The sequence below is a fragment of the Curtobacterium aurantiacum genome (assembly GCF_018598555.1).
GTDB classification, from domain to species: domain Bacteria; phylum Actinomycetota; class Actinomycetes; order Actinomycetales; family Microbacteriaceae; genus Curtobacterium; species Curtobacterium aurantiacum.
On the sequence record NZ_JAHEWN010000004.1, the window covers coordinates 177306 to 192406 of the forward strand.

At 70.5% G+C, this 15101-nt stretch carries 9 protein-coding genes; 7 read left to right on the forward strand and 2 right to left on the reverse strand.

Going from position 1 to position 15101, the window contains the following annotated elements; all coding sequences use genetic code 11:
* Nucleotides 1-45: 45 nt before the first annotated feature.
* Nucleotides 46-1419 carry a dihydrolipoyl dehydrogenase gene (gene lpdA / locus KK087_RS05880; protein ID WP_214530471.1) on the reverse strand — a complete coding sequence of 458 codons (1374 nt, stop codon included), beginning with the start codon at nt 1417-1419 and terminating at the stop codon, nt 46-48.
* A gap of 153 nt (nt 1420-1572) precedes the next feature.
* Nucleotides 1573-3063, reverse strand: a complete 1491-nt coding sequence (locus KK087_RS05885) for a leucyl aminopeptidase (RefSeq protein WP_214564515.1) — start codon at nt 3061-3063, stop codon at nt 1573-1575.
* A gap of 76 nt (nt 3064-3139) precedes the next feature.
* On the opposite strand from KK087_RS05885, the gene KK087_RS05890 reads away from it, so the two are divergent.
* The 7 genes from KK087_RS05890 to KK087_RS05920 all read left to right on the forward strand — a co-directional run bounded on the left by KK087_RS05890 (nt 3140) and on the right by KK087_RS05920 (nt 15095).
* A complete protein-coding gene (locus KK087_RS05890) occupies nt 3140-4069 on the forward strand; it encodes a proteasome assembly chaperone family protein (RefSeq protein ID WP_214530473.1) in 930 nt (309 codons plus the stop codon).
* Between the two features lie 157 nt (nt 4070-4226).
* On the forward strand, nt 4227-5546 hold the full coding sequence (locus KK087_RS05895; protein WP_214564516.1) for an MFS transporter: 1320 nt from the start codon (nt 4227-4229) through the stop codon (nt 5544-5546).
* Nucleotides 5547-5739: 193 nt separating this feature from the next.
* Complete coding sequence (locus KK087_RS05900; RefSeq protein WP_027465462.1) at nt 5740-6999, forward strand: RNA polymerase sigma factor; 1260 nt, start codon at nt 5740-5742, stop codon at nt 6997-6999.
* Between the two features lie 4 nt (nt 7000-7003).
* A complete protein-coding gene (locus KK087_RS05905; protein WP_214564517.1) occupies nt 7004-8263 on the forward strand; it encodes a MurT ligase domain-containing protein in 1260 nt (419 codons plus the stop codon).
* The gene (locus KK087_RS05910) at nt 8260-9033 is read left to right on the forward strand and encodes a type 1 glutamine amidotransferase (protein ID WP_214564518.1); all 774 of its coding nucleotides are present in this window, start codon (nt 8260-8262) and stop codon (nt 9031-9033) included. The genes KK087_RS05905 and KK087_RS05910 overlap by 4 nt, the downstream gene beginning before the upstream one ends.
* Before the next feature lie 127 nt (nt 9034-9160).
* Nucleotides 9161-9610 carry a hypothetical protein gene (locus KK087_RS05915; RefSeq protein ID WP_214564519.1) on the forward strand — a complete coding sequence of 150 codons (450 nt, stop codon included), beginning with the start codon at nt 9161-9163 and terminating at the stop codon, nt 9608-9610.
* A gap of 148 nt (nt 9611-9758) precedes the next feature.
* A complete protein-coding gene (locus KK087_RS05920) occupies nt 9759-15095 on the forward strand; it encodes a DUF6531 domain-containing protein (protein ID WP_214564520.1) in 5337 nt (1778 codons plus the stop codon).
* The last annotated feature ends 6 nt before the right edge of the window (nt 15096-15101 follow it).

Genomic DNA, 15101 nt, shown 5'->3' on the forward strand with positions numbered 1-15101 from the left:
CAGTGGTTGGTGTTGTCATGGTCACAGTGCGCGGACCGGTGCCGGTCACAGCGCGTGCAGCGGCTTGCCCGCGAGGTGCAGGAAGGCTTCGCCGAGGGCTTCGTTCTGGGTCGGGTGACCGTGCACCAGGGGAGCGATGTCCTCCGGGTAGGCCTCCCAGTTCACGGCGAGCTGGGCTTCACCGATGAGCTCGCCGACGCGGGCACCGATCATGCTGACGCCGACGACGGGGCCGTCCACGACGCGCACGACCTTGACGGAGCCGGAGGTCCCGATGATGTGGCTCTTGCCGTTGCCGGCGAGGTTGTACTCGTACGAGTCCACCTTGTCGGCGCCGTACTGCTCCTCGGCCTTGGCCTGCGAGAGTCCGACCGACGCGACCTCGGGGTCGGAGTAGGTGATCTTCGGGATGTTCTTGTCCTCGATGACCACCGGGTTGAGGCCGGCGATCTCCTCGGCGACGAAGATGCCCTGCTGGAAGCCGCGGTGGGCGAGCTGCAGACCGGGGACGATGTCGCCGACGGCGTAGACGTTCGGGATGTTCGTGGCGAGACGCTCGTTCGTGGTGACGAACCCGCGGTCCATCGCCACGCCGACCTCGTCGTAGCCGACGTTCTGCGTGACCGGGCCACGGCCGACGGCGACGAGCAGGACGTCCCCGTCGAAGGTCTTGCCGTCCTCCAGCGTGACGACGACGCCGTTCTCGTGCTGCTCGACGCCCTGGAACCGGACACCGAGCGAGAACTCGATGCCGCGCTTGCGGAACGCACGCTCGAGCTGCTTCGACATCGACTCGTCCTCGGCGGGGACGAGGTGCGGCAGGCCCTCGACGATGGTGACCTCGGCGCCGAAGGACTTCCACACGCTGGCGAACTCGACGCCGATGACGCCGCCGCCCAGGATGACGACCTTGTTCGGGACGTAGTCCATGCGGAGCGCGGTCTCGGAGGTGATGACGCGGCCGCCGATCTCGAGCCCCGGCAGGGACTTCGAGTAGGAGCCGGTGGCGAGCACGATGTTCTTGCCGGTCACGGTCTGGTCGCCGACCTGCACGGTGTTCTGCGAGGTCAGGCGGCCCCAGCCCTCGACGACGGTGATGCCGCGAGCCTTGATCAGGCCCTGCAGGCCCTTGTACTTGGAGTTGATGACGCCCTGCTGGTAGTCGATGACCTTGGGCACGTCGACGCCGGCGAACTCCGCGAGCACGCCGTACTTCTCGGCGTCACGCGCGCCGTCCGCGATCTCCGCGGCGTGCAGCAGCGCCTTCGTCGGGATGCAGCCGCGGTGCAGGCACGTCCCTCCGAGCTTGTCGCCTTCGATGAGCGCGACGCTCATGCCGAGTTCGGCGGCCCGGAGCGCTGCGGCGTACCCACCGCTCCCGCCACCGAGGACCACGACGTCGTAAGTCTGTTCCGTCACCTGGTGCAACTCCCTCGTGCGTGTCGGGCCGATCGGGCCCACTGGACACCGCGGTGGCGGCGTCCGACGGTCGGACCGCATGGTTCCGGTCCCGTCCCGTGCAGTACCGGTGGGAGGCGCGTCGGTGCGCCGTTCCCACCGGTACCAAACCTACTACTCGGACTGGAGGTCTTCTGCGAGAGCGATGAGCGTCCGGACCATCACGCCCGTCGCACCCTTGCCCAACCAGGCGTACCCGCCGCCCTTGTTCTCCGACGGACCCGCGATGTCGAGGTGCGCCCAGGGGACACCCTCGCCGGCGAAGCGCTCGAGGAACTTGCCCGCGAGCAGCATGCCGCCAGCCGGGTTCCCGACCGTGGCGTTGACGATGTCGGCGACGTCGCTGGACAGCCGGGCCTCGAGCTCCTCGGGCAGCGGCATCGGCCAGATCGGCTCCGCGACGCCCTCGGCGACGGCACGGACCTTCGCGACGAGGTCGTCACTGCCCATCAGGCCGGTGGTGCGGTCGCCGAGCGCGACGACCTGGGCACCGGTCAGCGTGGCGACGTCGACGAGGGCGTCGGGCTGCTCGAGCGACGCGGCGGCCATCCCGTCGCCGAGCACCAGGCGGCCCTCGGCGTCGGTGTTCGTGACCTCGACCGTGGTGCCGTTCTTCAGCGTCAGGACGTCGCCCGGGCGGGTCGCGGTGCCGGAGGGCATGTTCTCGGCGAGGGCGAGCCACGCGGTCACGCGCACGTTCAGCCCCAGGCGGGCGGCTGCGACGGTCGCGGCGAGCACCGTGGCGGCACCGGTCATGTCGGTCTTCATGCCGAGCATCGACGCCGCGGGCTTGAGCGAGAGGCCGCCCGAGTCGAAGGTGATGCCCTTGCCCACGAGGGCGAGGTGCTTCGTGGCGGACTCCGGCGCGTACCGGACGACGACCAGTCGCGGGGGACGCGCCGAACCGCGGCCGACGCCGAGGATGCCGCCGAACCCCTGCTCCTCGAGCGCCTGCTCGTCGAGGACCTCGACGGTGAGCGGCAGGTCCGAGGCGAACCCGGTCGCGACGTCGGCGACGTCCTGCGGCCCGAGGTCGCCCGCGGCGGTGTTCACCAGGTCGCGCACGAGCGACGCGGCGTCGGCGACGATCGCGGGGCGCACGGCGGCGTCGGCTGCGACGTCGGCCGGGGCGACGACCTCGATGCGCTGGTCACCGCGGGCCGGGGCCTTGGTGCCGGTGCCCTTGTGCCGGGTGAAGGCGTACGCGCCGAGCGCCGCGCCCTCGAGGGCGGCGTCGACGAGCTCGGCCGAGTCGGTGGGCAGGGCGAGCGTGATCGAGTCGACCCGGGGGAGCTGGCGCACCGCGCTGCCGGCGGCCGCACGGATCGCAGCGGCACCCGTGGCGGAGCCGAGACCGATCAGCGCGACGGACTTGGCGCCGACGCCGGTGGCGGGCAGGCGGACGAGCTGGTCCTTCGCGCCGGTCACCCCGATCGCGGCGAGGTCGAGTCCGGCGAGGGCGTCGACCGTCCCCAGGGCGGTGGGGGCGAGCACAGCGGTGCTGTCGGCCTCACCGGACGAGCCCGGACGGACCCCGACGACGAGCACGTCGGCGGTGGTGGTCTCGGGGGGTGAACTGGTGGTGGAGAGCGTCGGTCGGACCATGCCCCAACCCTACCGACGGCCTGTTCGCTGTCGGCGTGGTCGTCGCGCACCGGGGACGTCGGACGCCCCGCCTAGCATGGGGACGGTGAACCACCCCGAGGAGCTCTACACGTTCGATGCGGACGCCCCGACCGTGCCAGCAGGGTTGCACCTGATCGCCGGGCTGACCGGTTTCGCCGACGCTGGATCGGCCGTCGCGCAGGTGACGAACTCGATCCTCGAGGACCTCGACACCGAGCTCGTCGCGGAGTTCGACCCGGACGTGCTGCTCGACTGGCGTGCCCGTCGCCCCGTCATCACCTTCGAACACGACCACATCAGTGCCGTCGAACCGCCCCGTCTGGCGCTGCACCTGGTCCGCGACGAGATCGGCCAGCCGTTCCTGTTCCTGTCGGGCTACGAGCCGGACTTCCAGTGGAACCGCTTCGTCCGTGCCGTCACCGGCCTCGCGGCCGACCTGCAGGTCGCCGACACCACGTGGGTGCAGTCCATCCCGATGCCGGTCCCGCACACCCGTCCGATCAGCCTCACCGTCTCCGGCACCCGGGCCGACCTCGTCGAGCAGATGAGCGTCTGGAAGCCCGAGACCCAGGCCCCGGCGAACGTCCTGCACCTGGTCGAGCACCGGCTCAGCGAGACGGGGAAGCAGGTCACCGGGCTCGTGCTGCTCGTGCCCCACTACCTGTCGGACACCGAGTACCCGGACGCCGCCGTCGCCGCACTGTCCGGCATCGCGGCCGCCACTGGCCTGATCTTCCCGACCGACCCCCTGCGCGAAGCGGGCCGCGAGTTCCTCACCCGCGTCGACGAGCAGGTCGCCGGCAACGCCGAGCTGCAGCGGCTGGTCTCCGTGCTCGAGGAGCGGCACGACACGTACATGGAGGGAAACCCCGTCGCGTCGCCGCTCACGGGCGTCGACGGCGAGGTGCCCACCGCCGACGCGATCGCAGCCGAGCTCGAGCGCTTCCTGGCCGACCGACGCACGCAGGGCGACACGACCGACTAGCGGTCGCGGGATCCGGACGTTCCGACAGGACGGCCTGGAGGCCCGTGGCGGGCCCGCACCGCGCCCCCAGGCCGACCCGTGGTCGCCTTCACGGCGTGACGCGCGTCGGCGACGGTCGTCGCGTATCGACGCGGGGACGCGTCGGTAGCCTGGTCCGGTGAACTCCCGTCGTGCCTTCCTGATCTGGGGCGTCGCGGTCCTCGCGTACGTCCTCGCCGTCGTGCAGCGGTCCTCGCTCGGGGTGTCCGGTGTCGACGCGCAGGACCGGTTCGCCGTCTCCGCCGCCGTGCTGTCCACCCTCGCCGTGGTGCAGATCGCCGTCTACGCCGGTCTCCAGATCCCGGTGGGGATCGCACTCGACCGGGTGGGGCCGCGCAGGCTCGTGCTCCTCGGCGCCGCGCTGCTGGTCGTCGGGCAGGCGGTCGTCGCGGTCTCGCCGTCGATCGGGCCGGCCATCGTGGGGCGGGTGCTGGTCGGGGCCGGTGACGCGATGACCTTCATCTCGGTGATCCGCCTGGTACCGATGTGGTTCAGCGGTCGGATCCTGCCGCAGATCTCGCAGTGGACGGGCAACCTCGGGCAGATCGGCCAGATCCTCTCGGCGTTCCCGTTCGCGGTGCTCCTGCACACCGTCGGCTGGACGCCGGCCTTCGGGGTCGCGGCCGCTGCCAGCGCGGTGGGTCTCGTCCTCGCCGTGGTCTTCGTGCGGAACGGTCCCGTCCCGGTGCGCACCGACACGATCCCGCTGCCGCACTCGTGGGGTGCCGCGTTCAGCACCTTCGGCCACGCGCTCCGGCGCCCGGGCACGCAGCTCGGGTTCTGGTCGCACTACGTCACCCAGTCCTCGGGCACGGTGTTCTCGCTGCTGTGGGGCGTGCCGATGCTCCGGGGGCTCGGGTACTCCCCGGGTGAGGCGGCGGGGTTCCTCACGATCATCGTGGTCGTCGGGTTCGTCGCCGGCCCGGTGCTCGGTGTGCTCTGCGCACGGTTCCCGATGCGTCGGTCGAACCTCGTGCTCGGCGTGGTCGTCCTGCTCGCGGTGCTCTGGACGGCGATCCTGCTCTGGCCCGGGCACCCGCCCACGTGGTTGCTCGTGCTGCTGGTCGTCGCGATGGGGATCGGCGGACCCGGATCGCTCATCGGGTTCGACTTCGCCCGCACCTTCAACCCGGTCGGTTCGCTCGGGTCGGCGAACGGTGTCGTGAACGTCGGCGGGTTCCTCGCCGCCTTCGTGATGATGTACCTGATCGGCGTCGTGCTCGACGTCGCTGCGCGGGCTTCGGGCACCGAGGTGTTCGCCTGGGAGAACTTCCGGGTCGCCCTCACCGTGCAGTACGTGGTGGTCGGTTTCGGTGTCGGGATGCTCCTGCACGCCCGTCGTCGGACCCGACGGGTGCTGCACTCGGAAGAGGGAATACGTGTCGGGCCACTCTGGGTTGCACTCGTTGCACGCCTGCGGAAGCGGCACGTGCAATAATGTTCACGGACCCGTTCGGGACCCCTGTCTGTCGGAACACTTCGGTGCGCCGGTGAACTCGGGGGACTTGACATGGGTCCTAGTGCTGCCCTGAACGGTAGGACTCGTACGACGCGGGGGACTGCGGCGCGGGACCTGGGCGGCGAGGGAGGCCACGACCCCACGAACGTGGCACGACGAGAGAGGTGATCGCATGGCTGCCCGGAGCACGACGATCGATCCCACGAAGGACACCGAGCCCGAGGGCGCTGTGGCAGAGGACGCCACGGACACCGAGGGCACCGCAGCGCCGAAGAAGCGCGCCACGAAGGCCCCCGCCAAGAAGGCGCCCGCCAAGAAGGCGGCGCCCAAGGCGAAGAAGACCGACGCCGTCGACGAGGCGATCGCCTCCGACGAGCCCGTCGAGGAGCCGACCGACGAGGCCGACGACACCGACGACAAGACGGCCAAGCCGGACGCCGCTGCCGCGGTCGCCGCCGGTGCGCTCGTCATCTCGCAGACCGACGACGACGAGGCGCCGGTCTACTCGACGACCATCACGGGCGCCACCGCCGACCCGGTGAAGGACTACCTCAAGCAGATCGGCAAGGTCGCCCTGCTCAACGCCGAGCAGGAGGTCGAGCTCGCGATGCGCATCGAGGCCGGCCTGTTCGCCGAGGACAAGCTGCAGCACGCGACGGGGCTCTCCAAGCCCGCCGAGCGTGAACTGCGCTGGGTCGCCCGTGACGGACAGCGTGCGAAGTCGCACCTGCTCGGCGCGAACCTCCGCCTGGTCGTCTCGCTCGCGAAGCGGTACACCGGTCGCGGCATGCAGTTCCTGGACCTCATCCAGGAGGGCAACCTGGGCCTGATCCGTGCGGTCGAGAAGTTCGACTACACCAAGGGCTTCAAGTTCTCGACCTACGCGACCTGGTGGATCCGCCAGGCCATCACCCGCGCCATGGCCGACCAGGCCCGCACCATCCGCATCCCGGTGCACATGGTCGAGGTCATCAACAAGCTCGCCCGTGTCCAGCGCCAGATGCTGCAGGACCTCGGTCGCGAGCCCACTCCGGAAGAGCTCGCCCGCGAGCTCGACATGACCCCGGAGAAGGTCGTCGAGGTGCAGAAGTACGGCCGCGAGCCGATCTCGCTGCACACGCCCCTGGGCGAGGACGGCGACTCGGAGTTCGGTGACCTCATCGAGGACACCGAGGCGGTCGTGCCGGCCGACGCGGTGGGCTTCACGATGCTGCAGAAGCAGCTCGAGAGCCTGCTCGACTCCCTGTCCGAGCGCGAGGCGGGCGTCATCCGCATGCGCTTCGGCCTCGGTGACGGCCAGCCGAAGACCCTCGACCAGATCGGTGACACGTTCGGCGTGACGCGTGAGCGCATCCGTCAGATCGAGTCGAAGACGATGGCGAAGCTCCGCCACCCGTCGCGGTCGCAGTCGCTGCGCGACTACCTCGAGTAAGCCGGTGCGCTTCTTCATCCCGATCCTGATCGGGCGGATCCTCCGCGCCCTCGCCCGTGCGCGGGGCGGCGGGTCCGCGTACCCGGGGTTCATCGTCCTGAAGCTCGTGCCGGACTTCCTGCAGCACGTGACGAAGCAGTTCCCGAACGGCGTCGTCTTCGTGCTCGGCTCGAACGGCAAGTCGACGACGACGCACATGATCTCCGACATCGTGCGTGCCCACGGGCTCCGTGTCTTCACGAACCCGTCCGGCGCGAACCTCCCGCAGGGCATCGCGTCGGCACTGCTGTCCGAGGTCTCGCTGACCGGTCGCCTCAAGGCGGACATCGGCATCCTCGAGGTCGACGAGGCCTTCGCGGTCGAGCTCGCCGGCATCCTGTCGCCCTCGACGGTGACGATGCTCAACGTGCAGGTCGACCAGCTGTACCGGTTCTTCGAGACCGAGCGCGTGGCCACGATGATGCTCGACACCGCCGCACTGTCGACGGCGAACGTCATCACGAACCACGACGACCAGTTCCTCGACGGCTACACCGGCACCCCCGGGCAGCGCGTCCTGCGGTTCGGCGCGAGCGACGAGGTCATCGCGGCGGCACCGAACGGCCTGCAGAACGCCGACTCGTTCGACGCCGGTGACCGTGCTCAGCACACCGTCGACGCCGAGGTCGTGGCCCACACGGGCGACGGCGCGACGATCCGCTTCGACGGCACCGAGATCCCGGTCCGTCTGCCCGCCCGCGGCCTGCACTACGCGGTCGACGCGGCTGCGGCCACCGCGACGGCGAGTGCGGCCCTCGGAGCGCAGTTCCGCGCCGAGGCCGTGACGAAGGCGTTCGGCACGATGAAGCCGGCGTACGGCCGTGGCGAGCGACTGCCCATCGCGGGTGAGTCCGCCGAGTTCACGATGTTCAAGAACGCCGCGAGCCTGCAGCTCAACCTCGACGCCCTGCCGGACCAGCCCGAGCAGGTCCTCATGGCGATCGACGAGGGCACGCCGGACATCTCGTGGATCTACGACATCGACTTCTCGAAGCTCGACCACGTGGACGTCGTCTCCGGTGACAAGGCCTGGCAGATCGCGATCGCGCTCGAGCACGCCGGTGTCCGCATCGGTCGGGTCGAACCCGACGTCGAGGCAGCCATCAAGCACATGGAGCAGCTCGGCTCGACGACGCGCGGGACGAAGAACTTCATCGTCAACTACGAGATCATGATGATCGCCCGCAAGGCCCTCGGCCACCCGGACATGGAGAAGACCGCATGACGGCCGACCGGCTGACCATCCTGCACGTCTACCCCCGGCAGATGGGCGTCTCGGGCGACCGCGGCAACGTCGCGGCCCTCGTGCGCCGTGCGGCCGCCGCGGACATCGACACACAGGTCCTCGAGTACGCGCCGGGTGACGAGCTGCCCACCGCGGCCGACGTCGTCGTGATCGGCAACGGTCCGCTCAGCGCGATGCGGTCCCTGGCTGACGACGTCACGCGCATCGGCGGCGCGCTCCGGGCGTTCGCGAACGACGGTGTGCCGGTCGTCGCCGTCGGCGGTGGTTTCGACCTCGCGACGAACGAGGTCGTGCCGACCGAGGGTGCTCCGGTCGCGGGGTTCGGGGTGTTCGACGCCCGTGCCGTCCGCGGCGCCGAGCGTCGGGTGAACTACTTCGTGCTCGAGACCCGGTACCCGCTGCTCCCCGGAGCACCGAAGCGTCTCGCCGGGTTCGAGGACCACGCCACCACGATCGAGCTCGCGCCCGGGGTCAGCCCGTTCGCCGACGTCGTGTCCGGTGGTGGCAACCAGGCGGGAGCCCCGGTCGAGGGTGCGATCGTCGGGACGTCGTTCGGCACGCACACGCAGGGCCCGATCCTGCCGCTCAACCCGCAGCTGACCGACGGCGTCCTCGCCGCGGCCACCGCACGGCTGGGCCGGGCGTACGCGCCGGACGCGGAGCAGACGGCGACCATCGACCGCTACGCACGTGAAGCGCGCGCCACGGTCGACCGCTACGTCGACAAGGCGTTCAAGCGCATCGCCTGACGCACGAAGCAGAAGGCCGGGTCCCGAGGGGGCCCGGCCTTCTGCATGCGCAGAATGGCAACAGTTGCCAAGAGCGTCCACTCGGATTCAACATCTGACATGTTGGAAGTCGACAAAGGAGGCTCCCATGCACCACAACAAACTCGTCCTCGCCCTGGTCGGTGGACTCATCGTGACCCTGACCACTGCCGGCACGGTCGCCCAGACGGCTCCGGCTGAGGCCGCGACGACGCGGATCAGCTCCGCCTGCAGTTCGGTGCCGACGACCACGACCGAGTCGGACGGCGTCCCGGGGCCGATCTTCTACAAGCGACTCCAGTGCATGGCCAGCAGGGCCGGGTACTCAGGTGATATCGATGGTCGTATGACGTCGCCCGCTTGGTTCTTCGTCGCGAAGCGCCTCGCGGTCGGCGGGTACTACCAGTCGGGGAACTTCTACGGAACTGAGCACCCCCTGACCATCGCAGCGCTGCAGCGGTGGGCGGCCGCCCACGACCGCTACAGCGGTCCCATCGACGGGGTGTGGGGACCGAACAGCTATCGGGGCGCCGCCTGGGCGCTGAACCGCGAGTTCTAGGACGGGCTGCAGACAGACAGGAGGCGCGGTGCCAGCTGGCACCGCGCCTCCTGTCCGTTGCTCGTTTCGGATGCATGCGGTCCTCTGGCATTTCAGTCGCCGGCCGTGACAGGATGGGCCGGTCAGCACCATGGGGGGGGAATTGACGATGGCGAAGATCCACGGGAACGATCCGACCGGCTACTCGTACAGCGCGGCGGACGCACTCAAATCGGCTTCGACGGCGCTCGCGTCGGCGATCGGCGGCCAGTCCGGGTCGCGGTCGTCGTCGGTGACGACCGCGAGTGCGGAGTTCCGGGGGTACTTCTCCGAGGTCTTCGCCGACAACGCCGACATCGGAGCGCGCAGCGCGACCAAGCTCGTCGAGTCGTTGCAGAGCCTGTCCGGGTTCGTGCAGGAGCTCCGCGACGCCGCGAAGGACGAGGACGACCGCCGGAAGCAGGCGAAGGCGTGGGACGCCCGCAAGCGTGAACGCGAGGAGAACCTCCTCGTCGCTGCCGGGCACGAGGTCTCGACGTGGTTCGGCGGGGGCGACGACCCGAAGCCGCCGGAGCCCGAGCCGGAGCCGCGACTGCAGGCGGAGGAGGTCAACGTCAAGGGGCGGGAGATCCCCGCGGGTGGAGGGACCAGCGGTGGGACGTCGTCGGCCGTCCCCGAAGACCTCCGCTCCTTCGAGGCGAACACTCGCACCTTCGACGCCGACCTGTCGGGTGCCGTCTCCACGTTCCGCAACGCCCTGAGCGACTACGAGGCCGAGTGCAACCCCTGCTGGGGCACGCTGAACGCCCAGTCGCTGCTCACCGCCGTGAACGACTGGCTCGCCGCGAACGGGCAGGACGCGGACTGGGCGGGCACCGTCGCCACGCAGTTCGAGGCCGCCGGTGGTGGTGCCGGGCCCGCGACACTGTCGGACGCTGCGATCGCGGCGGCCCTGTCCGCGGCGGGGATCGACGCCGGCCGTGACGACTTCACCATCGGGCCGTTCTCGGCGATGGGGACGCCCCCGACGAACGGGTTCGCCGACGATCCCGTCAACACCGCCACGGGCAACTTCCTGGAGCCCGAGACCGACCTGTCGTTCGCCGGGCAGGCGTCGTCGCTCCGGCTCACCCGGATGTACAACTCGCTCGACGGCCGTGTCGGGGTGTTCGGGCTCGGGTGGTCCTCGATCCTCGACACCCGGCTGGAGATCACCGACGACGCCGCGTCGGTCGTGCTCGACGACGGCCGGCAGGTCGACTTCCCGCGGCAGGGCGACGGCTGGGACCGCGCGGTCGGCGAAGACTTGTGGCTCCGGGCTGAGGATGACGCCCTCGTCGTCCACGACAACGCAGGCGGTCGCTGGGCGTTCACGCGGTCCGGACTGTGGTCGAGCTGCGGTCGCGGAGCCGGCACCACCGTGACCGTGCGGCGTGACGAGCAGGACCGCATCACGCGCCTGTCGCACGTGTTCGGACGGTTCATCGACGTCGAGTACGCGGGCGACCGCGTGGCGTCGACGACCGCCTCGGACGGACGCCGCGTGGAGTACCACTACGACGATGCTCGTCGACTCGTCCGTGCGACGGACGCCGTCGGCAGTCGTCGGTACCGCTGGAACGACGGCGGGCTGATCGACCGCGTGACCGCTGCGACGGGTGTGGTCGAGTGCGAGAACACCTACGACGACCGCGGCCGCGTCGTCGAGCAGCGCACGCCGTTCGGGCGGTGCGTGCGGTTCGCGTACCTGCCGGGCCGCGTCACCTCGGTCTCCGACGTCGACGGGGACCACACGAACACGTGGATCGCCGACCGGAAGGGTCGGGTCGTCGGGATCATCGACACCGACGGGCAGCGCCAGTCGATGTCGTACGACCCGCACGGCAACCTCGTCTCGGTGACCGAGCGCGATGGTCAGGTGACCGTCCACGGGTACGACGAGCGGGGACGGCGCGTCCGGACCGTGACGCCGGAGGGCGCCGACCTGACCTTCGGGTACGACGAACAGGACCGCATGACCACGGTGGTCACCGCGAACGGCGGGGTCGTCGAGTACGAGTACGCGGGCGACGACCGGAACCCCTCCGTCGTCATCGACCCTGTCGGCGGTCGCACGCTGCTCGAGTGGCGGGACGGTCTGCTCGTGGGGACGACCGATCCGATGGGCGTCGTCGTCTCCTTCCACCACGATGCGTCCGGTGAGCTCATCGGGGTCGAGAACGCCGTCGGCGACACCGCGCAGTTGGTCCGCGACCCCGGCGGCAGGATCATCGAGGCGGTCACACCGCTCGGCAGCCGGACCCGGTACCGCTACGACGCCGCCGGACTGCTCACCGCGCGTGAGGACCCGGACGGCGGGCTGTGGCGGTTCGAGCACGGCGACGGCGGTCGGGTCACGGCGACGATCGATCCGACCGGTGCCCGCACCGAGGTCACCTACGGCCAGCACGGCGAGATCGTGTCCACCACGGATCCCCTCGGTCGCGTCGTGACGAAGGACTTCGACGCCTTCGGCAACGTGTCGAGGATGACCCTGCCCGACGGTGCCGAGTGGGCGTTCGTGCACGACGCGCTCTCGCGGCTCGAAGCCGTGGTCGACCCGGCCGGCGGCACCTGGAAGCGGGAGTACGACGCGGTCGGAGCCCTCGGTGCCACGGTCGACCCGACCGGTGTCCGCACCGAGGTGCGTCGCTCGCGCGCGGACGGCGTCTCCACGGTCCGCGACGCCTTCGATGCCGTGTCCGTGACGACCGACGAGTTCGGACGCCCGACCCGGCTCGAGCACGCGGATTCCTCTGCTGAGCTGACGACGTACGACGCCTGCGGCCGACCGGTCGAACTCGTCGATGCGGACGGCGGGCTCACCCGGATCGAGCGTGACCTCGCCGGCCGGGTCGTCGGTGTGACCACCCCGGCAGGCCGCACCACCCGGTACGAGTACGACGCGTGCGGCCGCCCGGTCAGCGCGATCGACCCCGCCGGCGCACGCACCACGCTGACCTACGACGCCGATTCACGGGTCGTCGCGCGCACCCTGCCGACCGGCGAGGTCGCCCGGACCGAGTACGACCGCCAGGGCCGAGTCGTCCATGCAGACGTCCCCGGAGTCGGCACCGCGCGGTACCGGTACGACCGCGTGGGTCGGGTCGTGTCGGCGCGCGACACCCGTTTCGGCCAGCGGACCTTCCGCTACGACGCCGCCGGACAACTCGTCGCTGCGGTGAACGGGCTCGGCGGCACCACCCGGTACGAGTACGACCAGCGTGGGCGCCTCGTCCGCACCGTCGATCCGCTGGGTGGGGTGACCGTCCGCACGTACACGCAGCTCGACAAGGTGGCCTCGTCCACCGATCAGCTCGGTCGCACGACGACTGCGACCTACGACGCGGCCGGGCGCCAGCGCACCCAGACGGACCCGGACGGCAGCGTCCTGCGGTGGGAGTACGACGCGGCCGGACGTGAATCCGCGCAGTACGCCGGTGACCGGTTGATCGGCCGCATCGACCGCGATGCGCGTGCTCGCACGGTGACGATCACCGACGAGACCCGTCCGGACTCCCCCGCCACCCACGTCCTCGAGTTCAGCCGAGTGGGCCAGCTCGTCCGCCGTGCCACCGGCGCGCGCGAGACCCTGTGGACCCACGATGCCGACGGACTCCGCACCTCGGTGCAGTCCCCTGACGGGTCCACGACCCGGTACGAGCACGACGCCACCGGGCGGGTCGTCCGCGTCGACCACTCGGCCTTCGGCGAGGTCCGGTACGAGCACGACGCGGCGGGGCGGCTCCTGCAGGCCCGCGCCGGCGATCAGCTGCAGACCTGGGAGTACGTGAACGGACACGTGGTCCGGCACGCGCGCATCGACGCGGACGGCACGCACGCCAGCACGATCGAACGCGACGCCGACGGGCGCATCACCCGGGTCGACGGACCCGGCGGGAGCACCACCTACGAGCACGACGATGCCGCGCAGCTGGTGACGTCCGCCCAGGACGCCCGTCGCACGGACTGGGTCTACGACGCCGCCGGTCGTCTGGTCGAGGAACGGACGGACTCCGGGGGCCGACGGTTCCGGCACGACGCCGCCGGTCAGCTGATCGGCGTCGACGCCGTGGACGGGTCGCCCGAGGTGGAGTACGCCTACGACGGCGCTGGTCGTCGGGTGCAGGCGCTCCGAGCCGACGGCGTGACGACCACGTACGGCTGGACCCCGCAGAGTCACCTCACCCGGGTGGCGGAGACCACCGCGGCAGGCAGCACCACGACCGACCTGCACGTCGACGCCCTCGGTGAACTCGCCGATGTCGACGGCGTCCAGATCGACTGGGACACCGCCGCGTTCGCGCCGACGCTCCTCGCTGTCGGCGACACACCAGTCGTCCGTGCTCCCGGTGGTCTCACCGGCGTGGACGACGGGTGGGCCACCAGCGGTCGACGCACGACCAGAGCAGCCGACGATGCCGACCCGTGGCAGACGCTCGTCGACCTCGGCGGCTCCGGCCTGCCGGGCGGGGTCGCCCTCGGCGCCGACGGTTCGCTGCAGGTCGCCGGCCTGGAGTGGATGGGTGCTCGCGCCTACGACTCGTCGACGCGCGGCTTCCTGTCCGTCGACCCGATCAGCGCGCCCGCCGGAGCAGCCTGGGCCGGCAACCCGTACTCGTTCGCCGGCAACGACCCACTGCACGCCATCGATCCGCTCGGTCTCGCGCCCGTCACCGACGCGGACCTGGAGGCCTACGCGGCAGCCGAACAGGGTCCGCTCGCCCGGGCCGCTGCAGCCACCGGTGACTGGTTCGCGGACAACTGGGAGTACGTCGCCGGCGGTGCCATGGTCGTCGCGGGCGGTGTGCTCGTCGCCACCGGCGTCGGCGGTCCGGTCGGCATGATGCTCATCAGCGCCGGTGCCGACACCATCATCCAGAAGGCCACGACCGGCGAGGTGAACTGGGGCCAGGTCGCCGTCAGCGGGGCCTTCGGTGCGGTCGGCGGAGGTGCCGGTGCCCTGATCGGGAAGCACCTGCTCGGCAACGCCGCAGAGGGCGCGGTCGAGAACGTCGCCAACTACGCGGTGAGTGGCCAGCCCGTGACCCCCGGTGGTCTGCTCCGGAACGCGGCCGAAGGTGCCGCGACGTCGGCGGCCACCGGCGGCACGATGTCGAAGGTCCACCTGCCGACAGCCGTGAACAAGCTCGGGGACGAACTCCCCGTTCCGAAGACTCCTGACGGGAGTTGGTTCCCTCATCGACCGCTACCAAGCTCACAGAAGGGAGTTCGGTTGCCGGAGTCGGAGTACCCGCACACGGAACTTGGTTGGCGCGAGAGCAAGAGCGGGACTAGCTATCCTCAGGCGCGAGAATTTGACGGGGATGGTGAGATCGTTCGAGACATTGATTTCACTGACCACAACCGACCAGCAATCCATCCAAACCCACATTTCCACCCGTACGAGCCCAATGCGACGGGCGGAAGCCGCACGCGCAGCAAGACCGCCCTACCCCTCTTCTAGTTGAAT

Excerpts from the sequence above, each read along its gene's own strand:
- KK087_RS05885 (WP_214564515.1), bottom strand. The coding sequence starts at position 3,063 with ATGGTCCGACCGACGCTCTCCACCACCAGTTCACCCCCCGAGACCACC.
- KK087_RS05910 (WP_214564518.1), top strand. The coding sequence starts at position 8,260 with ATGACGGCCGACCGGCTGACCATCCTGCACGTCTACCCCCGGCAGATG.
- KK087_RS05900 (WP_027465462.1), top strand. The coding sequence starts at position 5,740 with ATGGCTGCCCGGAGCACGACGATCGATCCCACGAAGGACACCGAGCCC.
- KK087_RS05890 (WP_214530473.1), top strand. The coding sequence starts at position 3,140 with ATGGGGACGGTGAACCACCCCGAGGAGCTCTACACGTTCGATGCGGAC.
- KK087_RS05915 (WP_214564519.1), top strand. The coding sequence starts at position 9,161 with ATGCACCACAACAAACTCGTCCTCGCCCTGGTCGGTGGACTCATCGTG.
- KK087_RS05920 (WP_214564520.1), top strand. The coding sequence starts at position 9,759 with ATGGCGAAGATCCACGGGAACGATCCGACCGGCTACTCGTACAGCGCG.